The sequence below is a fragment of the Type-F symbiont of Plautia stali genome (assembly GCF_059731105.1).
This window is the reverse complement of the sequence record NZ_AP035911.1, coordinates 87,474-111,071: the sequence shown is the minus strand read 5'-3', so window position 1 is coordinate 111,071 and position 23,598 is coordinate 87,474. Positions and strand designations below refer to the sequence as shown.

Annotated in this window: 22 protein-coding genes; 16 read left to right on the top strand and 6 right to left on the bottom strand. The window is 50.7% G+C overall.

Features of this window, described 5'->3' with window-relative positions:
- Window positions 1-309 precede the first annotated feature (309 nt).
- The 3 genes from AC6I7A_RS21940 to AC6I7A_RS21930 form a co-directional block, all read right to left on the bottom strand.
- Complete coding sequence (locus tag AC6I7A_RS21940) at window positions 310-459, bottom strand: DUF333 domain-containing protein (protein WP_230200864.1); 150 nt, start codon at window positions 457-459, stop codon at window positions 310-312.
- A gap of 242 nt (window positions 460-701) precedes the next feature.
- On the bottom strand, window positions 702-1,337 hold the full coding sequence (locus tag AC6I7A_RS21935) for a helix-turn-helix transcriptional regulator (protein WP_058957524.1): 636 nt from the start codon (window positions 1,335-1,337) through the stop codon (window positions 702-704).
- Window positions 1,338-1,372: 35 nt separating this feature from the next.
- On the bottom strand, window positions 1,373-1,963 hold the full coding sequence (locus AC6I7A_RS21930) for a helix-turn-helix domain-containing protein (RefSeq protein WP_033736875.1): 591 nt from the start codon (window positions 1,961-1,963) through the stop codon (window positions 1,373-1,375).
- 1,475 nt (window positions 1,964-3,438) lie between these two features.
- On the opposite strand from AC6I7A_RS21930, the gene AC6I7A_RS21925 reads away from it, so the two are divergent.
- The 13 genes from AC6I7A_RS21925 (at window position 3,439) to AC6I7A_RS21865 (ending at window position 17,922) form a co-directional block, all read left to right on the top strand.
- Window positions 3,439-3,990 carry a fimbrial protein gene (locus AC6I7A_RS21925; RefSeq protein ID WP_058957525.1) on the top strand — a complete coding sequence of 184 codons (552 nt, stop codon included), beginning with the start codon at window positions 3,439-3,441 and terminating at the stop codon, window positions 3,988-3,990.
- 54 nt (window positions 3,991-4,044) lie between these two features.
- Window positions 4,045-4,842, top strand: a complete 798-nt coding sequence (locus AC6I7A_RS21920) for a fimbrial biogenesis chaperone (protein ID WP_058957526.1) — start codon at window positions 4,045-4,047, stop codon at window positions 4,840-4,842.
- A complete protein-coding gene (locus AC6I7A_RS21915) occupies window positions 4,820-7,405 on the top strand; it encodes a fimbrial outer membrane usher protein (protein WP_058957527.1) in 2,586 nt (861 codons plus the stop codon). The genes AC6I7A_RS21920 and AC6I7A_RS21915 overlap by 23 nt, the downstream gene beginning before the upstream one ends.
- Window positions 7,406-7,413: 8 nt before the next feature.
- A complete protein-coding gene (locus tag AC6I7A_RS21910) occupies window positions 7,414-8,757 on the top strand; it encodes a fimbrial protein (RefSeq protein WP_058957528.1) in 1,344 nt (447 codons plus the stop codon).
- Window positions 8,723-9,460, top strand: a complete 738-nt coding sequence (locus AC6I7A_RS21905; RefSeq protein WP_064484509.1) for a fimbria/pilus periplasmic chaperone — start codon at window positions 8,723-8,725, stop codon at window positions 9,458-9,460. The genes AC6I7A_RS21910 and AC6I7A_RS21905 overlap by 35 nt, the downstream gene beginning before the upstream one ends.
- Window positions 9,461-9,510: 50 nt before the next feature.
- Window positions 9,511-10,110: a LuxR C-terminal-related transcriptional regulator gene (locus AC6I7A_RS21900; RefSeq protein ID WP_498005015.1), complete on the top strand. Its 600-nt coding sequence runs from the start codon at window positions 9,511-9,513 to the stop codon at window positions 10,108-10,110.
- A gap of 22 nt (window positions 10,111-10,132) precedes the next feature.
- Complete coding sequence (locus AC6I7A_RS21895; protein ID WP_058957531.1) at window positions 10,133-11,452, top strand: TolC family outer membrane protein; 1,320 nt, start codon at window positions 10,133-10,135, stop codon at window positions 11,450-11,452.
- Window positions 11,453-11,466: 14 nt separating this feature from the next.
- On the top strand, window positions 11,467-12,726 hold the full coding sequence (locus AC6I7A_RS21890; protein WP_058957532.1) for an HlyD family secretion protein: 1,260 nt from the start codon (window positions 11,467-11,469) through the stop codon (window positions 12,724-12,726).
- A 24-nt stretch (window positions 12,727-12,750) separates the two neighbouring features.
- On the top strand, window positions 12,751-14,913 hold the full coding sequence (locus AC6I7A_RS21885) for a peptidase domain-containing ABC transporter (protein ID WP_058957533.1): 2,163 nt from the start codon (window positions 12,751-12,753) through the stop codon (window positions 14,911-14,913).
- Between the two features lie 48 nt (window positions 14,914-14,961).
- Window positions 14,962-15,399 (top strand): DcrB-related protein, encoded by a 438-nt coding sequence (locus AC6I7A_RS21880; protein WP_058957534.1) that lies wholly within the window; start codon window positions 14,962-14,964, stop codon window positions 15,397-15,399.
- A 645-nt stretch (window positions 15,400-16,044) separates the two neighbouring features.
- On the top strand, window positions 16,045-16,383 hold the full coding sequence (locus AC6I7A_RS21875; RefSeq protein WP_009093197.1) for a hypothetical protein: 339 nt from the start codon (window positions 16,045-16,047) through the stop codon (window positions 16,381-16,383).
- A 197-nt stretch (window positions 16,384-16,580) separates the two neighbouring features.
- Window positions 16,581-17,456, top strand: coding sequence for a winged helix-turn-helix domain-containing protein (locus tag AC6I7A_RS21870; protein ID WP_058957535.1), 876 nt, complete (start codon window positions 16,581-16,583; stop codon window positions 17,454-17,456).
- The gene (locus AC6I7A_RS21865; RefSeq protein WP_058957536.1) at window positions 17,449-17,922 is read left to right on the top strand and encodes a YqeJ family protein; all 474 of its coding nucleotides are present in this window, start codon (window positions 17,449-17,451) and stop codon (window positions 17,920-17,922) included. The genes AC6I7A_RS21870 and AC6I7A_RS21865 overlap by 8 nt, the downstream gene beginning before the upstream one ends.
- A 105-nt stretch (window positions 17,923-18,027) precedes the next feature.
- Here AC6I7A_RS21865 and AC6I7A_RS21860 read toward each other — a convergent pair whose 3' ends face one another.
- Together AC6I7A_RS21860 and AC6I7A_RS21855 are read right to left on the bottom strand one after the other, a co-directional pair.
- Complete coding sequence (locus tag AC6I7A_RS21860; protein WP_058957537.1) at window positions 18,028-18,525, bottom strand: FidL-like protein; 498 nt, start codon at window positions 18,523-18,525, stop codon at window positions 18,028-18,030.
- The gene (locus AC6I7A_RS21855) at window positions 18,522-19,346 is read right to left on the bottom strand and encodes a winged helix-turn-helix domain-containing protein (RefSeq protein WP_058957538.1); all 825 of its coding nucleotides are present in this window, start codon (window positions 19,344-19,346) and stop codon (window positions 18,522-18,524) included. The genes AC6I7A_RS21860 and AC6I7A_RS21855 overlap by 4 nt, the downstream gene beginning before the upstream one ends.
- Window positions 19,347-19,662: 316 nt before the next feature.
- On the opposite strand from AC6I7A_RS21855, the gene AC6I7A_RS21850 reads away from it, so the two are divergent.
- A complete protein-coding gene (locus AC6I7A_RS21850; RefSeq protein WP_058957539.1) occupies window positions 19,663-20,544 on the top strand; it encodes an ROK family protein in 882 nt (293 codons plus the stop codon).
- A 195-nt stretch (window positions 20,545-20,739) separates the two neighbouring features.
- On the opposite strand, the gene AC6I7A_RS21845 is transcribed toward AC6I7A_RS21850, so the two are convergent.
- A complete protein-coding gene (locus AC6I7A_RS21845; protein WP_058957540.1) occupies window positions 20,740-21,528 on the bottom strand; it encodes a MipA/OmpV family protein in 789 nt (262 codons plus the stop codon).
- 129 nt (window positions 21,529-21,657) lie between these two features.
- Here AC6I7A_RS21845 and AC6I7A_RS21840 point away from each other — a divergent pair, with 129 nt between their 5' ends.
- A complete protein-coding gene (locus AC6I7A_RS21840; protein ID WP_058957541.1) occupies window positions 21,658-22,353 on the top strand; it encodes a response regulator in 696 nt (231 codons plus the stop codon).
- Window positions 22,350-23,519, top strand: coding sequence for a sensor histidine kinase (locus AC6I7A_RS21835; protein WP_058957542.1), 1,170 nt, complete (start codon window positions 22,350-22,352; stop codon window positions 23,517-23,519). The genes AC6I7A_RS21840 and AC6I7A_RS21835 overlap by 4 nt, the downstream gene beginning before the upstream one ends.
- Window positions 23,520-23,598 lie beyond the last annotated feature (79 nt).

Genomic DNA, 23,598 nt, shown 5'->3' with positions numbered 1-23,598 from the left:
ATACACCAGCAGGACATCGATAAGCTATTGAACAGAATGACAATAAAATAAACACCAGAATGGAATGGTTATTAATTTAATATTAAATCAACATAAACCTGAAAGGCTTTAGATTGAATAGCTGACTAAAAATAAAAGCAAACAGACACATATGGATAAGAAAAAACCATATGCTGTCTGAAGACAGATCTGTTTTATGTAAGGTAAAAAGAAAAACCCTTTCGTGACAGTGGGGGTAAACATAAAATATTAGCTCGGGAAGCCTTCGCCTGAATCGAAAAGATAACTCTATTCAGGCGAGGTCTGAAATTACTGCGGGTGGTCGCGGTGATACAGTGCCCATTGCTCAATATGCTCGCCAGACGGCAGCAGACAGTAAAGGGTACTGTCTGCCGGAGATATTCCCTTTACTTCCTGGCCGCCACGCTGAAGGCACCAGACGCTGGCAGGATTACGCATTGTCATACGCTGCGGTTGCTGAGCGTGTGGAGCACAGGCTGTAAGTTGCAAAGCCAGCAGCATCACAGAAATGCCGGACATCTGTTTTATACGCATAATGAAAGCCTCGGGAATAACGTATTCAAAATAGAGAATGAAAGGGTGCACTCTGATTGACAGCTGCCCTGTCGTCAGTCATTTACTGTGACCCTGCGGCAGCAGAGAATCGTCTGCCCTGCTACCCGTCAAACGATCCGGAACAATTAAACCTCAACAGAGTTTATGACTCCTCTGTAAAGCTCCAGAAGAGAGAGATCGTTAATAAATGCGTTAAATTCCATATCACCCCGCAAGGCGAATTTTCGCATCACGTTATATTTGTGCGCATAGATGGTTTTTTCTGAGAGATCCAGACGTTTCGCCGTCTGTCTGACGCTGTAACCTTTTTTTAAAAGGCTGAGCACCTGTAACTGCACCACTGTTATGCGAGCGAACTCACAATGCAGACAATCCGCTGGCAAAAAAGCGTGCACCCTGTCCTGAAAGGCCAGCCAGGAACAGATGACTTTCTGAGATATCGTACGAACAGAATCAAGTCGTGAAATAACAACCAGAGAGCGATAACAGACCGGAAGCTGCTCTGTCATAATATCGTCAGTCTGATTAACAAAAACCATGATAATGCTACCGGGCTTCCGATCCCGGTACGCAGGTTGACACATATATAAACGCCATTGCGAAACATTGATCAGGATAAAATCAGCCTGCCTGAGATTGTGGCTGTCAAAACCCGACAAAAACTCCACATTAGCTTCAGTTAACAATGCGCCCTCAATCACTTTTGAGATGCCTATCCTGAAGAAATAATTCTCTTCTGTACAAATGACTTTAAGATCCATTTTTCTCCTCAGGCATCTCAAAAACCTCCATAAATTCAGGTAAACTTCCCGTTAACCAGCACAAGCTCGCCTTTCTCTTTAAGCTCTTTAAGTACTCTGCAAATTGAACTTTTGGAAAGGTGCGAACTATTTTCAATCAGATACAGGGCAGAGAAACGTTTCTTCAGATGAGCCGGTAGTTTTTCCCAGCGTCCGATTAAAGAAATAACCTCATCGTAAGAGTTGCTCTTAGGCAGCTGGATGTAGTCCATCAGATCTGAATACTGTCCTGAAAGAACGGACATGGCATCGTTGAAAAGATCTTTCTCAAAAATCAGCCGCCAGAACACATCATAATCAATGAAACTGACTTTGCCGTAATCTATTCTCTCCAGATAAACCGGTGGCTCATCCAGTGCCGGTGTGACACCAACAACAAAAGGAGCAGAGACAATGTTAAGCACTTTATTTTCACTTTTGAGCTTGAGCAAAAAATCGCCATCAAGAATAAACATAACCCGACGCACATTATCTTTCGTCAGGTGGTAACGGCGTTTTCCGCGCGAGATCTCATCCGGATTAGCCACCTGCGTATATCCTGCTAGTGCATCAATGATTCGTTCATGATTTTCAGTCACTCTATACATAATAATCAACTCAATCTAACTAACACAGGTTAGTGATTAGTAGCAAAATTAGTAAAGCTGGTTTTTATAATCTTCTTTTTCGCCTGGTGTACGACAATCTTCCAGTTCACACTTCTGATATCGGATAAAATACGTAATTGGCTTGACTATAGTAAAACAGGAACTGTGAAACTCAACACCATAAACATGCGAAAAGGGAGAGTACATCGCCAAACAGTGGCGCAGCAACCATACATTACACCGCTTTAAAGTCACTCAATTAGCATATTAACCCATCATGCCGTGACTTACTGAAACTGTTATAACTTTTTTCTATAAAAGAGAACCCAACATATTCATTTGAAGTTTCATGTTATGAAACAGATACAGTATTAACATGAATGTATGCACTTCAATAAAGAAAGCCGATAAATGAAAAGGTCAGAATCACATTGGCATCATTGTTAATTCTCCTGGAAAATTAAAAATACTCAACATCACTCCCTGGAAATGATTAAACCATAACGATGTCAATTAGGAGATTTAAATTAAAAAACGCCATGCATTTAGATTTATGTTCTGATTTATATTTGATTTTCAGTTTTAAAATCCAATGCACTCAGAACCTCTTTTCGGTGCGTTTCACTTCTCAGCACAAATGATAATGTTATGGCTGATTCCAGTAGCCTGATTCCAGCAGCGACCTCAGAAGCCAGCACCTTTAAAGCAGAGCTGGCGCCGCTAGTCTCATTCCCCTGAACGGGATATTAACAGGCGTCCCTGCAGGGAGAGAAAGTGAATCCCTGACACAATAGGCTGCCTATCGGCATCACTGTTTCGCGTTAAAAGTTAATCTCTTGTGACTTCTGAGCAGTGCTCTTATGAGATGACGTTTAACATTACTCGCCTTAATTTTCTCACTTCACATCTGATACCACCGCTTTATTATACGAAAAGGCGATGAGCAGATTGATTCAGCATGCAGTACGCAATGTGCTGCCGAATAATGAAGATTCTCCATTAACTGGCCTCTGCAACGAATTCAGAAGGACCGAGAAGGTGACTGATAGTTAACTCTGTAAAAAATAAAACCTACAGCGTGACAGATTAAAAAATAGTGTGGAAAGGCGTTAAAGCACCCCATCGGGTTGAAAGTCCCGATGCGCTAACGTACCTGAGAAGGTAAATGTTGTTACAGAAGATTTTTATCGCACCCTGGTCACAGAAAACATGGCTTAATAGGCCGTCTCTGTATAAATGTATACAAATTAACATTATCTTCACCTATTAACAAAAGGCAAAAATATTAACCCTGAATGTCAGTACCCTTCTCATTTGGGAATGATACAGCCACGCTGAAGTTAAATTAAGCTTTATTAAGATTACTTCAGAAGCAACAGATTGCCTCCGGGCTTAACCTTTAAGTGGTCGGACAAGATTATTTGTCCTGTCTGTAGCACGTCAACGCAGTCCAACTTTCAATAGGGAATTTGAACATGAAAAAAATCGCCTTTTTAACCGCATCTGTAGTATCTGCACTGTTAGCTTCTCAGGCATTTGCGGTCTCCAACAATACTATTACGTTCCAGGGATTGGTCACAGGAGAAACCTGTACCGTGACAGTCAATGGTAACACCGCTAAACCTCTGGTGCTCCTGCCAACTGTCAGCACCTCTGCGTTATCAAATGGTAATGTCGCGGGTAAGACAACTTTTGAAATTGGTGTTACTGGCTGTACAGGAAGTGATACTGATGCCACAACAATCTCTACCCAGCTTAGCGGTAATAATGTCACTAAGGCGGGTAATCTGGGTAACCTGGCAACCGAAGGTGCTGCGGAAAATGTAGAAATTCAGATTGTGAGTAATAAAGAAAATAAAATTATTCCATTTGGTGAGGGTACTTTTACCGGCCAGGGTCATCTGACTCTTGCTGCCGGAGTAAAAAATGCCTCTGCAACCTATACTGCGCAATATGTCGCCGTTGAAAAGGACGCAGTTGCCGGTGCGGTGGAAGCCACAATGCAATACGCCATCATCTACAAATAAAAAATCAGCATGGATGCGAAATATTTTTAATCTATAAGTGGATTTAATCAGGCCATGGATGGCCTGACTTACTTTATCCAGGGTCTGGTAGTAAAATTTCAACGGATGGTTATTATGCCTCGATTGCTTATCACTCACTCATCATTGCGTACCATTCTATTACTCCTTCTGTCTCTTGTTATTTACCCGCCAGCATTCGCCAGCGTTGTTATGACGGGATCTCGCATTATTTATCCCTCTGACGAAAAATCGGTCGATGTAAAACTGAAAAATAATGATGCTTTCCCGTACGTAATCCAGGCATGGTTGGACAATGGTGACGAAGAATCTACGCCAGCCACCGGCAAAGCGCCGTTCATCGTCACCCCACCGACATTCAGAATTGCCGCTAAAGATGGTCAGGTGCTGCGCATTTTCTTCACGGGTGCAAATTCATTACCCCAGGATCGTGAATCCGTTTTTTATTTTAATTTTCTTCAGGTCCCACCAGGCAATGTTTCTGGTGACACAGGTAATCAGATGATGTTGTTATTAAAGAACAGACTGAAACTGTTTTACCGCCCAAAAGGCCTTAAAATCAGCGCTCATCACATTTCTGAACATTTAACATTCAGTAACGTATCGTCGCCCAGCGTACGCATCACCAATAGTTCACCCTATTACGTTTCATTAACCAAAGTCGTTGTCAGAAACAGAGTCGCAAAAGAGACTGCACCGATGATCGCGCCGTTTTCGTCTGTTGATGTGCCATTAACAGAACAGAAATTAACAAAAAGCGCCCAGGGAATAGAAATAGGCTTAGTGAATGATTATGGGGCAACGGTGACATATGAGTTTCCAATTCAAAAATAAAAAAACAGATCCTCGTCTGGCTATAATCAGTTGCGTTGTAAAAGCGGCTTTATTGACACAGACTGCTCATGCCGAAGAATACCATTTTGATAGTCGTTTGCTGGCAGGATCCGGTTTTGAGGAAGGCGTAGACCTTAAGCAATTTAACGAAAAGCAGATCACTATTCCTGAAGGTCAACAGCTTCTGGATATCAGCCTGAATGGCATAATAATAAAAAGTCAGGTGGCGGTGAATTTTCGCAGGAAGGATGCCGCCGATAAAAGTGCGCAACCCTGTATTGATGCCGACATGGTCAAACTGTTGCAGCTGAAGACCGGCCTGAAAGAAGCGGCTGAATCGCAGTGTCTGTTTCTGTCAGAGATCAGCAGTCAGGGTAACTGGAATATCCGCCAGTCCACGCTGACACTTGATTTTCTGATCCCGCAGATTCTGCTGAACCGCCAGCCACGCGATTACATCCCGACCTCTGAATGGAATGCGGGAGCTCCATTGCTTTTTTTGCGTCATAGCTCCAGCTTTACCCGCAATATTTTGCGCGACACGCACTCCAGCTATCTCTGGAGCATGATCAACGCAGGGGGTAACCTGGGCATGTGGCAGTTACGTCATCAGGCCAACCTCCGCTATATGAACAGCAGCGTCAGCACCGATCAGTACAAATGGAATGCTGTACGCACCTGGGTACAGCGCCCCCTGCCCTCTCTTTCCAGCGAACTGGTGGTCGGTGATGCCTACACTGACAGCACGATGTTTGGTTCAATGTCCTTCAACGGTGTGAAGATCGCGACCGACCAGCGTATGTGGCCTCAGGCACGTCGCGGATATGCGCCGGAAGTCCGGGGCGTCGCTACCAGCAACGCCCGTGTGCTGATAAGCCAGGCCGGTAACGTAATCTATGAAACTCAGGTTCCGCCAGGCCCATTTATTATTGATGACTTATATAACACCAAGAGTCAGGGCGACCTGAAAGTACAGATCGTCGAGGCTGACGGCAAATCATCCTTTTTCACTGTGCCTTATGCCGCAGTGCCGAGCTCAATGCGGCCGGGTAATCTGAGTTATCAGTTTGCCGCCGGGAAGGTGAGGAACTTTTACTCCGTCCAGAACACCTTTACTGAGGCCGTTTTACAGTATGGTCTCAGTAACAGTCTTACCACCAATACCGGGGCGCGCTTCGCAAATGGATATCAGGCTTTACTGGCCGGTGGCGTCTACGCCTCTCCAGTTGGCGCGCTGTCACTCAACACCACCTGGTCACATGCGAGGGTAGAAAACGACATTACCAGAAGCGGCTGGCGTGCAGAGGCATCGTACAGCAAGAGTTTCCCCACCAGAACGAACCTGGTGCTGGCAGCCTATCGTTACTCGACTTCCGGTTATCGCGATCTGGAAGATGTACTGGGCGTTCGTCGTCAGCAGAATGGTGGGGCGGACTACTACTCCGATACGCTCAGACAGCGGAATCGCTTCTCTGCGACGGTAAGTCAGTACATGGGTGACTACGGTACCCTGTCTTTGAGCGGCAGCAGCACTGACTACTATCACAATCGCTCACGTATCTCAGAGATGCAGCTTTCTTACAACAATATGTGGAAGAAAGTAAGCTACAACCTTAACCTCAGCCGGCAACGCTCCAGCTGGAACAGTAAAGACGTCTATAGCGTTTACGACAGCGATTACGATGCTAACCGCTATCAGAAATACACAGAAAACGTCATCTCATTGGGTTTTTCCCTTCCGCTGGACTGGCGTGATAGCCGTTCCACCGTCTCTCTGGATATGACCAGAGATAAAACGACTTCATCGGCAATGACCACTCTGTCAGGTTCCGCGGGCCAGGAGAGCGATTTTACTTACGCCCTCTATTCCAGTTACGACAAATACCGTGATGTATCTCAGGGAAAAAGCCATGCGATGCGCTGGGGAACGAACGTACAGGAACGGACGCGCCTGGGTGCCGTTCGCGCCTCTTATGCCCGCAGTGATGATTATCACCAGCTTGGGCTGGGCACATCGGGCACGCTGGCCATCCACGGGGGCGGTATCACCTATGGTCCTTACACCAGCGACACCTTTGCACTGATTGAAGCCAAAGGTGCCAGCGGCGCGCGCATCAACAACGGTCAGGGTGCCAGGATCGATACCTTTGGCTACGCCATCATGCCATCGCTGGCTCCCTACCGTTATAACACCATCAGCCTCGACGGCAGCTCAATCTCTCAGGATGTTGAACTCGAAGGCGGTAACGTGCGCGTGGTGCCGGTGCATGGTGGCGTACCCAAAATAGCTTTTAAGACCCTGACGGGTACGCCGGCACTGATTCTCGCCTCGCAGGCTGACGGCACACCTGTTCCGATGGGTGCAGAAGTTAAAGACAGCCAGGGCAACAGCCTTGGGATGGCAGGCCAGAACGGGCAGATTTACGCCCGTCTTCCCAACGCCTCTGGCACGTTGTTTATCAGTTGGGGAAGCAGTAACACCTGCCGGATCAACTATCAGCTGCCCTCTAAAAAAATTGAGGATGCCAGCTTTGTTCATTTAAACGGCACCTGTATTCAGTGAGGAAGAAGATGAAAACAGCACATAGCCGCCTCAAAATCTGGCTGCTCGCATCCGCTTTCATAGTGTGTACGCCCGCGGCACAGGCATTTTGTTACAAGATACTTGAGGTAGGTGATCGGTTTAACGAACTGCCGCAGGAAGTGGTGAATCGGGGCTATATTGCAAAGTCATGGGGTACGGGCACAGGGGATGCCATAAGTGCGAAGCTTGACTTTGGGGCAATCAGTATCGGAACTGGCACGGATTCACTTGCGCCAGCCGGAACCGTGCTGGCCTCTGCTGACATGCCATTTCTGACGAAAGGATTGAATGTACCCTATCAAGCCAATCAGATTGTCTATAAATGTGCACTGTCCGACGCGGACAGCTTGTATGAAATTTATGCCCTGGCTGCCTCATATGGGGCAGAGTATGGTGGTACAGCCGTGAGTGATGTTGAGGGGGGATACCGGACACCGGCACAGCATATCGCCTATCGCATAACTAACCTGAAAACCGGACTCTATTACAAGAGTGAATGGCAGGAGCGAAAACTGACCGCCGATGATTACATTACTGTAGGTTCACATATTTATATCCCGGCATCATCGTTTAGTAGCGCGACTTTCGAACTGATCAAAAGTGACGACGATTTCGGCCTCCCTTCGCGAAATATTTTCAAGCAAATAACCGTTCCGCAGGGATATATAGCGATCAGAACACCCACGATAAATACCACCAATAAAACAGGTGAAGTTGCCTATCCGCCCAGCTCTGGGTATGCCTCAGCAGTCTGGAGTATGCGCGGCGGTAATACCACCGTCATACAGGGAAAGAATTGTCTCCTTGGGGATTTTGACCAGGTTGTAACCCTGCCGACCATCAGCGCCAATGACTTGCGTAATGGCATGACCAGTAGCAATACCTTCAACGTGGAGATTAATTGCGAAAAAGGGGCCGTTTCAGGTACTGAATCCAGCGATTCAAAACCGCCAGTCGCGATGGGTTTTCTGGTGACACAACCGACGGCACTGGCTCAGGCGAAAGCCCTCAAGCTGCAAACGAGTGCCGGGGGCATCAGCCATTTACTCGACAATAACTACGGCACACAAGGCGTTGCAGAGGGTGTTGGCATCCGCATCTATGCTGGAAGCAGGGCGTTAAACCTGTTGTCCAGTAATGCAGAAACAGGCACAGGTTCAGAAGCGGGCTGGTACGGATTTACGGAACTGCTGAGTAAAACCGGGTTATCGCTTAAAGGCGATAAATCCTATGCCGGTGTTTTTACGGCGTCCCTTGAGCAACTTCCGGGACAAACCGCACAGGGAGGATCGGTCAATGCGCAGGCACAGATTCTTGTCAGTCTGCAGTAGCCTGCTACTGGCCAGCGCGCTGACTCTTAGTGCTGGCCCGGCCACCGCGGTAGTTAACAGCACCCAGAGTCGGCTGGTGTTCAATGAAAAGAGCGTGGCGGAGTCTCTTACCGTGGTGAATTCTGTCAGATCCCCGGCACTGGTACAGGTCTGGAGCGATGATGACGATCCTCTCAGTCCGCCCGATCGCATCAGTACACCCCTCGTCGTCGTGCCGCCACTGTTTAAACTGGCCCCCGGTGAATCGCGCAACCTGCGTGTCATGCTCATTTCCCGCAAAGGGATGCCTGCAGACCGCGAGCGTCTGTACTGGCTGAACATTTATCAGATTCCACCAAATACTGCCCAGAAGTCGGCGCTGGAGAAGAAAGTAATTTTGCCGCTGCGCATCCGTTTAAAAGTATTTATCCGCCCGACCGGTTTAAAGGAGCCGGAAGAAGATGTCGGTGAAAAATTACGGTTTATCCTCGGCCAGACACAAACTAAACATGCACAACTGACCGTGAACAATCCAACACCCTATTACATGACATTAGGGAGTATCACGCTCGGGAGAACACCACTGAAAGCAGAGATGATTGCACCCTTTTCGTCTCTCACCCTTGCGGTAAAAGAGATAAGTGCCGATCACACCCTGAACTGGACAGTAATCGATGATTACGGCAAGCATATACCTTATAAAAGAGAGTTGAGCAGCCAGTGAAAGACACTACACACAAAACAATAAATATGACCTATTTTCATAAGTATCATATGTCATACGATTTAATTACCTCGTTCCTCCGGCAGGAAATGAATAACACGCAATTTAATCTGCATCATTTTCCTGATGTAAAAAGTTTACTGAAGGCTGCAGAAGAAAATCGTATCGACGTGATTGTTATCAATTCCGCCTGTCTGTTTGATGGATCGTTCCGGGAGACAGAAATCAAAAAGGTGCTCAGCGTACTGTGTGGCAATGAAAACATCATTACTGTTTGTTTTACTCAGAACATGCGGTCTGTGCTGCTGAAAAAGATGCTTGATGCGGGTGTAAACATCATGCTCAGTCTGCAGGATACCCCGCAGGAGCTGGTCAACGCACTCAGAAGCATCATGCCTGCATCGTCAGCAGAAACCTATATTTCCCGCTCTGTGCATGAACATTTTCAGGAGGAGTGCACAGATTTAACACCCAAGGAGTGGGAGGTCATCAATCTGATTCAGGAGGGTTATTCGCTGTCAGAAATAGCGTCTAAAAAATGTCGCGCAATGAGTACTATTTCAACACAAAAAAGAAACGCCATGAATAAGCTACATCTGAGAAATGAAACAGAGCTATTGCGCTTTCTGCACCAGAACGCATTTTTTTAATTCGTATTAATTTCGGAATCTCATGCTGAAAAAATTTTTATTCCCGCTGGCGGGAGGATTATTGCTGTCCGGTCAGGCCGGTGCGCTGTCACTTCAGGAGTCGCTGATGGCTGCAAACAGTTATAATGCAGAAATGAACGCTGCCCGCAGTGAACATGATGCCGACGGGCAGAAAAAATATCAGGGCTTTGCGGGATTACTGCCGGCAATCTCCATTGACGGTACCTGGGTTAAAACAGATCAGCCGGATGCGGCCTATTCTGCCGGTGTCACCCGCCACAATTATAGCGTCAATCTGACACAGCCCGTTTTTGATATGGCAAAGTATGCCACCTGGCGCAGAAGCGTGGTGATTAGTAATCTGGCCGATGTCAATCTGCTTATTGCACAGCAGAAAATGATCGCCAGTGTCACCACGGCTTATTACGACGTGCTTTATCAACGCAGCGTGCTGGAAACCAGTCATCGCATTCTTGCTGCCTTCAGTGCACGGCTTAAACAGACACAAAAAGCGCTGGAAATAGGCGACGGCACCCGGCTCGATTTAGCTGAAGCACAGGCCAACTATGATAAAGCCGTGGCAGACGAACTGGTGGCAGAAAACGATCTGAACGATGCCAGTCTTGCTTTCCGTCAGCTTACTGGCAGGGATCCCCGGAGCATCCCAGACAGCAGCATGCGCTGTGTGCGCTTTCCCGACAGGCTCGTTCCTGAACAACTGAAACGCGACGCCGCTACTAACAACCTCGACGTACTTGCCGCTATTCAGACGCACAAAGCCAGTGAGACAGACATTCTATCCGCCACCTCCAGTCATATGCCGGTCGTCACCCTGCAGGCTGGGTACGGCAAGAACTGGAGTCGGGCAGAAAACGGCAACTATCTTGACACGCTTTTTGGCACCACCTCTAAAACTGATAACACCCAGATTAGCGTTAATGTTTCGATCCCCCTGTTTGGCGGGGGTGGCCCTGTCTCACAAAGTCTGGAAGCGGCGCACCGCTTCGAACAGAGCAAAGAGCTGATCACCGATGCCAGACGCAAAGCGGAACAGCAGGCCATTCAGGCGGCGTCCGGTGTGCATAACAGCCAGTCCCGGATTAAAGCCTGTCAACGCGCAATCGCCTCAGCAGACAAACGCCTGAGTGCCACCCGTTATGGCCGGGAAATCGGTCAGCGCACCCTGATCGATGAATTCAATGCAGAAAAGGATTATTTCCAGGCCGTGCAGGATCTGGCACAGGCGCAGAACGCGCTCATCCAGTCAATCGTCAAACTAAAAACGGCCACTGGCTCGCTCGACTACGCCGCGATGAAAAGTTTCAGCTGTGGCGCGGCATAACGGGAATCGAATAGATGAATAACGACTTATTTCGACAGGAAGCGCTGGATGCCAGGAAAACTAAAGTCCTGGGCTCTGTCGCGTTGTATTGCCCCCCTTTCCGCTGGGTTGTCATCACGCTGATCGGACTGCTGGTTGCCGTCATGATCGCCTTTTGCATCTTTGGCACTTACACCAAACGTGAAAGTGCGCAGGGTGTACTGGTACCGGAAAACGGCATGATGACGATTACAGCGATGAGCACCGGCACGGTTATCGCTCTGCCCGCCCGTGAAGGTGAGAGCCTGCAAAAGGGCAGCCTGATCGCCACCGTCTCATCGGAAATTTCAACACGCTATGGCCAGACACGGGAGGCGATCGCGGCCCAGCTGGAGTTTCAGCAAGCAGGGCTGAAAAATCAGCTGATCAATCTTGAGCAACTGCACACCGAAACGCTGAAATCTCTTGAGGAAAAGGTCAGTTTACTCGGCCAGCAATCGGCTGAACTGGAGACCATTTTTCGCCAGCGCACCCAGCAGATTCAGCTGTCCAGAACACAACTCAATAAAATGAGCGCCATGCGCAAAGAGGGCTACGCCTCCAATACGCAGGTAGAACAGCAGCAGAATGAGTTGCTTGATGCCAGCGTGCGTTTACAGGATGTCGCACGTCAGCGTATTGATATCCGCCAGCAACTGGCTCAGGCGCGGCAACAGCTGCGTGAGCAACCCCTCTCTTATAACCAGCAGAAAAACGAGTTACAGCAAAAGCTTTCCGGGATCACGCAGTCGATCATGGAAAACGAATCCCGTCGTTCGATTGAGCTGCATGCGCCGGAAAACGGCACCGTCAGTGCCGTGCTGGTCAAACCAGGACAGATCGTCACGTCGGGTCAGACCGTGGCGATGATGCTGCCGGATAACGCGCGTTTGCAGGCAAGGATTATGCTCAGCAGCCGCGCCATCGGCTTTATCCGGCCAGGCCAGCGTGTCGTGCTGCGCTATCAACCTTTCCCATGGCAGAAGTTCGGCCAGCAATACGGCACCGTGCTGGAAATTTCAAAGTCAGCCCTGTCACCGCAGGAAGTCGCCAGCCTGACCGGCGATGGTCAGGTGAAAGAGTCGATGTATCAGGTGAAAGTGGCGCTGGATAAGCAGACGGTGCAGGCCTACGGCAGGCAGAGCAGCCTGCACGCGGGCAGTGCGCTGGAGGCAGACTTTATCGTCGATAAACGACGCCTCTACGAGTGGGTTCTGGAGCCATTAAACGCATTGGGCAAAATGACGTCCTTATAATTTCATTATCTTATCAGGTTACCTATGGATTTATTTCACAAACTGAATTTGTCATTTCGCCAGAAACTGCCCGTTTTACGTCAGACCCAGGCGGCTGAATGTGGCCTGACCTGTATCGGCATGATTGCCGGCTACTATGGTCATCACACCGATATGGTCTCGCTGCGCCAGCGCTTCCCGACCTCCCTTAAAGGCAGCACGCTGGCGAATGTGATGTCATTCGCACAGAGCATGGGCATGGGCTGTCGTGCGGTTCGCCTCGAACTGGATGAACTGGACAAACTGAATCTGCCCTGCGTTCTGCACTGGGAGATGAACCACTTTGTCGTGCTGAAAGGCATCGCTAAAAACAGGCTCATTATTCATGACCCGGCGCGTGGCATACGCAAAGTGCCGATGGATGAAGTCTCCGCCTCATTCACTGGCGTCGCGCTGGAGCTTTATCCCGGCGCCACCTTTGAGAAGAAGAACGAGAAAAAATCGATTTCCATGCTGAGCCTGATCCGTAACGTGTCCGGAATTGGCTCTGCGTTCGTGCAGGTGGCCTTACTGTCACTGGCACTGGAATTTTTTGGCATCATCACGCCATTTTACATGCAGTGGGTGATGGATCAGGTGCTGGTCTCTGCGGACCGTGATTTGCTGACGCTGCTCGGTGTCGCCTTTATCTGCATCACCCTGTTTCAGAACCTGATTTCAGCACTGCGAAGCTGGGTTACGACCTGGTTCTCCAGCATGCTGAGCGTTCAGTGGTCTTCTAATCTGTGCGCCCATCTGCTGGGATTACCGCTCAGTTACTTTGAAGAACGTCATGTCGGCGACATTCTTTCGCGCTTCGGATCCATCGGCAATATTCAGAGCACGCTAACCGGCCGCTTTATCTCGTCTGTTTTCGACGGGGTAATGGCGCTGGTTACCCTCGGCGTAATTTTCACCTATAACGCCACCCTGACCTGTGTGGTCGTTGGCCTGTTCCTGCTTTATGCACTGATTCGCTGGATCTCATTCGAACCCTTTCGCCAGGCGAATGAGAATCAGCTGATGGCCTCCGCCGTAGTGCAGTCACAGCTGCTTGAATCGATCCGTGGCGTGCAGGCGATCAAGCTCAACAATAAGCAGGATCTGCGCGTTTCGACCTATACCAATGAAACCGTGGAGTCGACAAACAAAGGGATTACGACGCAGAAACTCTCGATTGGATTCAACACGCTGCAGGGGATGATTTCCGGCGTTGGCAAAATTGTTCTGATCTGGCTGGCTGCGGCGCAGGTGCTGGACGGTAACTTTACCAGCGGGATGCTGGTGGCGTTCATCTCGTTCTCCGATCAGTTTATCTCTCGCTCTGCGGGCCTGATCAACGCGCTGATCGAATTCAAAATGCTCCGCTTACACGGTGAACGTCTCTCCGATATTGTCCTGACGGAGAAAGAGCAGAATATGGAAAGCCACATCGCGGTGGCGGAAGAAACAGGGCCGGTGCGTCTGGATATCAGCGACATGACCTTCCGTTATTCAGCCACTGACGAAGAGATCTTCTCTGACTTCAGCCTGAGCATTGCGGCCGGTGAATCTGTCGCCATCATCGGCCCCTCCGGCCAGGGCAAAACGACGCTGGCAAAATTGCTGCTCGGACTGCTCAAACCGAACGCCGGTATGATCAGCATTAACGGTATCGACCATACAAAACTGGGAATGACGCATTACCGCGATCTGATCGGAAGCGTGATGCAAAACGATATGATGTTTGCCGGCTCCATCATGGACAACATCAGTTTCTTTGATGCCAGCCTGGATAAAGCCAGGGTCGAGTGGGCAGCGCGTATCGCCCAGATACATGGCGACATTATGGCAATGCCTATGGGCTACAACAGCATGGTGGGCGATATGGGTTCGTCTCTCTCCGGAGGGCAGGTGCAGCGGGTCATCCTCGCCCGCGCGCTTTACCGCCAGCCGCGCCTGCTTATCCTTGATGAGGCCACCAGTCATCTGGATGTGGCCAGAGAGAGTGCCATCAATGATGCGATAAAGCACATGAGCATCACCCGCGTCATCATCGCACACCGGCCGGAAACGATCATGAGCGCAGACCGCATTATCCAAATCAACCGCCATGGCGTGACCGAAATCACCAAAGCAGAGTTTGCAGCTTTAGTGAACGCCTCACAGGTGACGCTGGAAATAAATTAACAGAGGGCACTGTTAAGTGCTGCCCAGCCCTGAAACCAAGGAGTGAATATGAAAAACAGTCTAATCTGCCTGGAAGGCACGCTTAAATTTGACGAAGAAGTCAGAACTCAGACAATTAATGTTGTGGCATTCAGAACCGGCCAGCAGATCACCATCAACCGCGACCGGCTTGCTGAAGGACAAACCCTTGGCGAGAATATTGCCTTACAGGTCAGTAATGCCGAAAAAATATTTAATCAGTTCAACCTGGTAAAAATGGAAGAGGTCAATGATGGCCATGCATTTACGAAAACTTTCCAGGTGATTTACAGCTTTATAACCGGCCAGGGCGGCAGTCAGCGAGTCTGGCAGGTAACCTATGCCTGTCTGCTGGCTGATAATGTTACGATCAACTTCACGTCAATTTACCCTGATGAAGTATCCATGAAGAATGAGATGCACAGGCTGGCACATTGCGTAAAGTCATTTACGCTTAACAACACCTGAGGTATTAACACGGATCTTAAAATGGCCATACCAGATACAAACACAAAAGCTGAAAGAAATTAAAAATAGAAGTAATTCTATTTAAGAGGCTTCAGGTAAAATGCATAATTAACGCCGAAAATTAACATTAATAACACCACCTGCCATCAGTGACAGGGTCAGGAAGTGACCGTGCGTGATTTCAGTATCACGGAAGCTGACTTTTGCACCGCTGAATATTCAGGAGGAATGCTTCAACCGCGTTCTGCTGATATCTGCAAGGGATGTTGCGGTCGTCATCATCATCGGGAATCACTCAACGGGCGTAAAGTCGCTGACGAACCCGTGCCAGCTCATTTCCTGACTGAAGCATAACGGCATAACGCCGCAGCAAAATTAATCGGATAAGAGATAAAAAGAGAAGCGCTAAGCCATTCACTTTATCGTCAGAATATTGAACGTGTAATCCTGATAGGTTATCCATGTAGCACAGGATAATAATTCAGAAAGGCATGCTGTAATAAAAATGCCTGCTTTACCTGTTTTGAAACAAGACAGCATGTCACTGCCGTCATTTTGAAACAGCCTATGAAAAGTCATATTTTAATTTCTCAAATGAGAAGATAAGACATGGCTTAACTTTAAAATTAATCTGAGGAAATAATAATGCGCGATTTAAGCATGATGGAAATTGATGCCGTATCGGGTGCGGGGTTATGGGAATCACTCACCAGCAGCGTTCTGCTGGCAGCGGCAGGCTACGCTGCGGGTGCCACCATCGGCGGCATGCACGGTGGCGACGGTGGCGGTATCCTCGGCATTGGTGCCATTGGCCAGCTGGTGGGTATGTTGGGTGCAGGCATGATCGGTGCCGCGGCGGGTGCTGTCGCCGGTGCAATTATGGGCTGGAATGATTCAGAGTCAGTATATGCACTGGTCAATCAGTTTATCACTAACGCTTTCAACGGCACCTTCCAGGATAATGCGGCAAGCCGCTTGATCTGATGCTTATATGACTGGCGTTGACAAGGTGCAGAACATTCTGCACCTTTTTTTATGTCCGGTAAAAGCGGGCTGCGTTGTGACGCTGACCCTATAAAAATTCCCAAATGAAAATGGAATCTTAAAATGTCGCACAGATTGGAGGTAACAATAAGGGGGTAAAAAAGCTAGACTCAGATTTTTCTGCTGAGTTTAGCCTGATGCATAATCACTACATCATTAATGGATTTATTGAGTTTCATCCTGCGGCCAGTACATTGCGTAATCTGAACGATCCAGAAAAATGTGTAGTCCTCAATTCTCCGGCAGGCCGCTGCCTCTTATTATTAATCACACGAAATGACACGATTATTACGCAGCAGGAGTTTATGGAGATTGTCTGGGAGAAAAATGGGATGCTGGTTTCTCCCAATACCTTTTATCAGAATATTTCTATTCTGCGGAAGGGTTTAAAAAAGGTCGGGCTAGCGGAAGATCCTGTCGTAACAATCCCACGCGTCGGTCTGACACTGGCCAGTGGAACAGATATAAAGAAACGCAGTAGTGAAACGCACGTTGATGGCAGTCAGGAAAACACGCACTCCAGAGATGAAGATACTTTTGCGGAAGAACCTTATGATGAAATGAGCCTGCCATCCTCAGCGGATACTGAACAGGGCGAGCCGCTGGTGGCGCACGCTGCCCGGCAGGAATCGGGAGCACCGCTGAAATCTTTCCTGCCAGCGGTTTTACTCTGGACCATGAGCCTGGTCGCACTGATTTTGCTGATGGTAATTCTGAAAACTAACAACGCATCAGATGCGCCCCGCGTCCATTTTGATGAGTACCCTTTTCTGGCAGATATCAATGGATGCCGGGTTTATATTGCCGACAAAGATGCCCGTTCAGAGGAGAAAAAGAAAACGCTTTCTCTGGTTGAAAAATTGAAAAGCAGCTGCAGTCATTATCCCTGGGTCTATGTGACGCATTATGCGCTCCTGCCCAGAACCTCAGTCATTCGCTGCAATAAACCGATGAGCCAGAAAAATCAGTGCATTTCAGAATATCATTTCAGAGGATTGAATCCGGGTGATTAAAAAAACGCTTATCGTACTAACGGGTATCGTAATTTTAATGGAGGCGGCTTTTCTGGCCTACCCCTATCTGCAGCGCCGTCCCACAGAAAGTTTTAACTGTGTTGCAAACTTAGTAGAACATTACAGTGACGACATTTATCATCTGTCACTCAACTATATGATTCGCGATAACTTTGCGTTAGCTCATATCACCGGCTATTCAGAAATGAACCCTGGAAAGGTGTTTAATCGTAAAGTCTCCTTCAGCCTGCAGCGCAATGGCGATATCTATTATATGACCACTGAAAAAAATATCAGGCTACCGGATGACAATCTCAGTGATGACGAGATCAGCCAGTATCTCTCGCGGTTTTTCATCGCCTCTGAGAAGGAAGTTTATATGCGAATCATCAGGCAGAAGAACAAAAACTTTCTTTTTATGGTCAATTTTATCCCGACCTATATCTGCAATTCGATATCAGGTTAACAGCCTCTTAGTCCGATGCAGGGAAGAGCGGATACACTCAAAATGGCATAAAGCCTAACGTCCGGTTTCAACGCTTAACAAGCCCCTGCAGAGGCCTGCCGTCATTCAGTAACGCTTGCAGGTAAACAGATAGGAGAGCGGCCCGCTAATCAGGTAGGCCTGCTGATCCACCTGGCGCACATCCAGCTGCAGGTAGGTCGGATCCAGCGTGATCTCCGCCAGCAGCAGATTGAATACCGCATCCGGGGTGGTATCGTTGGTCGAGGTGATAATCGATTTAATTTTATAGCGATAAGTATCGCTCTCTATTTTTCCCCCCTCGCTCAGTGCAATACGGCGATTGAGCGTGGTGACCTTATCTCCCAGCGTGACCTGCCCGTTGAGTAACAGATAACCGGAGTGCGCATCAATAAAACGCAAATCCTGCGACACCGCAAACTCGACTTTCTTCCCTTCCTGACGACTGAGATCGTAGCGGCTGAACGCCGAGCATCGGAACGGCAAATCAGTTTCCTGATGACGATAAAAATTGATGGCTGCAAAGGTAACCAGCAGCAATATGGCCAGCGTTGCCGTCAGCGTAAGAGTGGCGCTGCGTTTCAATTCATTCTCCAGTCGAGATAATAAACGTTGTCACAGGAAATGATGTGCCCACGCTCATCAAGATTACAGGCTGACAGCATCGTTCTGCCGTAGTTCGTGGTGGTGAACGCCGTGTTTTTATCGAAATAGATCCGTCGCCCGGCGCTGCAGGATTGATTATTCTCCCGGAGCATCTGCAGAATCTGTTGATCAATAGACTCGCGCTCTACCACATCCAGGCCTTTCAGCAGTACCGCTTCACAGCCGCCCGCCAGTGACACAGTGGTCAGCCCGCTATTCTTCTGCGCAGGATGGATGAAGATGTAAAAGCTGAAGGCAACGATGAATATCGCCAGAAGAATCAGGGCCACACTCAGTTGTCGGGTCCTGCGCATCGGCTTTGCCACCGGAGCCAGAGAGGGCTCCGGCGCGGTGACGTTATCCGGCGGCGCATCGGTGTCTGTGCCCGCTACCGGCTCCGGCACGATATCAGACACCGCCACCGGCTGAGCCGTTTGCCGCACAATCCTGATCTCCGGATTCAGTCGGATGCCAATCTTCGGCAGGGTCATTATCAGATTCTGGCAACCATAGGCCGCAAGCGCCCTGCGCAGAATACTCAGATACTGATTCAGATTACTGTTAGAGCCGCGCAGGCCATACCGGTCCCAGACCTCTGTCAGTAAGGTGTCACGCGACAGGATTTCTCCGCCAGAATTCAGCAGCTGCTCAAACAACCGGCCGGAAGAGATACTCAGGCTCAGCGACTCCTGAGTAGGTATATGGCTCAGCGTACAGTCATCTGAATTATACGTAATCTGGTCATCGATAATGTAAATCATTAAGAAATCACTGAATTTGCGCTCATTGCCGACAGTATAATTCAGCTGGATTTAAGAAGCACCAGGCAGGGTTAATCCGGTAAATTAATACCGAAAACATTCGCTTAACAGAAACATCGCCGCCGGAATGTTTACTATTCTCCGCACCGCTTACTTAATAGCAGCACCTCCCGTTATTAACGCTTCGCTCATGGCGCCCTGTTCCGGCAGCTTTATAAATCTGTACCTTTCCTGACAAAATTAGGGCTGCCCGGCCGCCTGCGATTTTATTTCGTCACTACAATTAATCGCACCAACATCATTTCAGAGAACGTTGATGAATATTGCAGCTTTTGATATTGGCGGTACCTCTTTAAAAATGGGCGTGGTGGACGATCGGGGAAACATTCTGACGCAGGAGAGCGCCGACATTTCCCACAACGCGCGGGACAAAATTCTGGAAGAAATAGTGGGCTGGCTGAAGAAGAATCCCGGCTGTGAAGGTATCGCCGTGAGTACGCCCGGCTATATCGACCCCGATAAAGGCTTTATTGAGATGGGCGGCACCATCCGTGACTTTGACGGGTTTCATCTGAGCCAGTGGCTGACGGAGAAAACCGCCCTGCCTGCCACGGTGGAAAACGACGCGCACTGTGCCCTGCTGGCGGAATACTGGCTGGGCAAAGCGAAAAAACTGAACGACTTCCTGATGCTGACCATCGGAACCGGGCTGGGCGGAGCCGCTTTCTGCAACGGTGCGCTGATTCGCGGTGGCCGGAACCGGGCCGGTGAGTTTGGCTGTCTGCTGACCTCACGCCCCACCAGCAGCGACATTGAACGCCACACCATGAGCCAGAGCTGTACCATGACCGCGCTGCGGGAGAATTACAGTCAGCTCACCGATCGGCCTGTCGACGACGTCAGTGGCAAAGATGTGTTTGACGCCTGCGACCGCCAGGAAAAAATGGCGCAGCAGGTGGTGGAAAAATTCTACCAGGATCTTGCGGCCTGTTTATATAACCTCTTCAGCGTCTTTGATCCGCAGATGATATTTATCGGCGGCGGCATTACGGCGCGGGAACCTTTCCTTGAAGAACTCGCTGAGCAGCTGGAAAAGTATCAGATTGATATTCGCATTGATGCGGCCACCTACGGCAACGACTCCGGCATGCTGGGTGCAACATGGAATTTCCTCCAGCGCCAGCCACAGAAAGATTAGCTGACCGGTCACAGACAGCGTCAGCATAAGGGAGGCGCCCGACCCTTTCTGTCGCCTCCCTGTCGCACCAGCCCGGCTCCGGCGCATCAAACAGGCTCAGTGCAGCACCGGTCAGGGTAAAGACCAGCAGATATAACAGGATGAGCGCGACAAGCAGAGCACGGTGACTGCGCATCCCGCTTATTCCCATGTAGCTCAGAAGGTGTAGCTGAGGGCCAGCGTGACCCCGGCACCGTCGTGCCGTGCGACAAGGGGACTGTCGGAGGCAGATTTATCGAGCCAGCTGTAGTCACCCGTGACGCTGGCTGCCCAGGCAGGGGTCAGCTGATGACTCCAGGTTAGGCTGGCGTCCGTTCCGTAGAATCCCCCTGAAGCGTTATACCGTGCAAACCCGCTGCGCGCACTCTGCTGGCTGTTCACGCCGTACCAGGTGTTCATGTAGCGTCCGTCACCGAACAGACCGGCCACCTGCAGCGCCACGGTATCATCCGCGGTCTGCCAGGGGATCAGGGTGACGGACGTCCGGTACTGCACGCCCTGACTGTCATTCAATGGCAGCGTCGCTTTCCCCTCCAGCACCAGCCACGGCGTTACAGACCAGCCCAGCGCCAGCGCGGTATTGACCGTCGCGTCGATATTTCCCATTCCCCGCAGCCGGTCATCCCCGTCACGCCAGGAGGAGTTCCGGTCTGAGCGGCCCAGCCCGTAGCCCAGCGTATGCTCAAGGTAAAGTCCGTTATCCGCCTGCAGGTCATAGCCGATACCTTTTTGCGAATCGAGAAAAAACGCCCCGTCGCGCGCCTGAATCACCGGCATCACCTGCCAGTGATTCCTCTTTGCGCCGCTGTAGCGCGGTGCGTTGATGCCCGCAATGCCCAGCGTCATGCTGGGAGGCGGCGTGGGACTCTCTTCGGCCATCGCGGCGGCGGCACTGAAACCCAGCGACAAACAGACCATGTGAAGCGTTATTTTTCCGGTTATCATCACGTTTCCTCATTATCACATCCGGTGCGGAGCTGGGGAGTCAGTACCGCGTCACCGGAGGTGAGTATGCGAGGCGCGTATCAATGAACGGCCAGGGATTTATGAAGAAACAGTCAAGGTGGTCCGGAAATGCAGGAAAAACGTGTACTGATTATTGAAGATGACGCGGATGCAGCGGGCGTCCTTGAGGCTTACCTGAAACGTGAAAACTATGCGGTTACGATAGCCGGTGACGGACCGGGCGGGCTGGAGGCGGCCAGACGCTGGCAGCCGGATCTGATCCTGCTCGATATCATGCTGCCCGGCATGAACGGCACCGAGGTGCTGGCGGCGCTGCGGCGGCGTGACGATACCCCGGTGATCATGGTCACGGCGATGGGTGACGCGCCCGATCGCATCGGTGCGCTGCGCTATGGGGCCGATGACTATGTGGTAAAACCCTATCATCCCGGTGAAGTGGTGGCGCGCGTGCAGGCCGTTCTGCGCCGCAGCCAGCCGCCCGCGGCCGCGGCCGGGGTCCTGCGCTGGGCTGGTTTAACGGTCGATCCCGAGGCGCTCACCGCGATCGTGGAGGGTGACAGCGCCGCCCCACACCGGCTCGATCTGACGCCCACCGAATTTTCCCTGCTGGTCACGCTGATGCGCGCCCCGACGCGTCCCTTTACCCGCCTGTTTCTGCTGGAGCACTGCCTGCCGGAAAGTGATGCGCTGGAGCGGGTAGTCGATACCCATGTCTACAACCTGCGCCGTAAACTCGAAGCCGCTGGCATCGCTGATGTGCTGCCGGCGGTGCGCAGCGTCGGCTATCGGTTCAGACAGCCATGAAGAACGCAACCCACACCTCACTGTGGCGCTGGATCTGCATCCGGGTTCTGTTGCTGGCGATAGGCAGCGTAGTACTGATCGCCCTCTGTATGTGGCTGCGATTTGCGGTGCAGGCGGTCTGGGTCTACCACCGGATGCCCCCCGCGCTGGTGGAGGAGTTCACCCGGCTGCGCCAGCATCCCGCCAGCGATCCGGCGCGCTTCCATCAGATTGTCGATCAATACTGGGGCATCAATTTTTCCGATCCGTCGCTGGCCTCCTCTGACTGGCTGACCGTCATCCTTCTGGTCGTGGTCACCATTCCGCTTATGGTACTGATCGCGCTGCGCTTTGCGCGTCCGCTCTCCGCACAGTTCAGCCAGCTGGCAACGGCGGCGCGTGCGGTGTCGCAGGGGGAGTTTGGCCGCCCGGCGGCGGTCGTTGACGCGGCTCCGCAGGAGCTGGTGCGCTTTACCGAAGACTTTAATCAGATGACACAGCAGCTGGCGCGTTACGAGCGCGAGCTGCGCGCCTCTCACGTCGCGATGGCGCACGAACTGCGCTCTCCATTGACGGCGGCGATGGGCCGTCTGCAGGGCATTCTGGATGGCGTTTTTCCGGCCGACCCTCAGCAGCTGGCGATGATCATGAAGCAGCTGACACAACTGAGCCGGCTGACTGACGAACTGCATCTGCTGTCACTGGCGGATGCGGGGCAGCTTACGCTGAACCCGGAGTGCTTTAACCCCGCCGAGCTGCTGCGTGAGCGCACTGGCTGGCTGCTGCCGCAGGCAGAGCAGGCAGGCCTGACCCTCCGCGTGAAAGCCCCTGACAACCTGCTGCTCTGCGCCGATGCGTTCCGGCTGGGGCAGGTGGTGACCATCCTCTGCGAAAATGCGCTGCGCTACGCGGCGGACGGCGGTGTGCTGCTCATTTCCGCCAGCCGGGACGCCCAGGCCACGATACTGACCTTTCGTGATTACGGTCAGGGCGTGGATCCGGACTTCCTGCCACAGCTGTTTGACCGCTTTACCCGCGCCGACTCCTCACGCGCCCGCCACTCCGGCGGCAGCGGACTGGGATTGTCCATTGCCAAAGCCATTGTCGACGCGCACGGCGGGACGATCACCGCCTCGCTACCCGCCGACGGCGGCCTGCTGATTCGGATAACACTCCCGGATCGATAAATTGTTCTGACTTGACCATTTCTTGATGGTTCATGGAACGTTTCTGGACACGGGCCGGGTTCAATGAGCACAACTCATT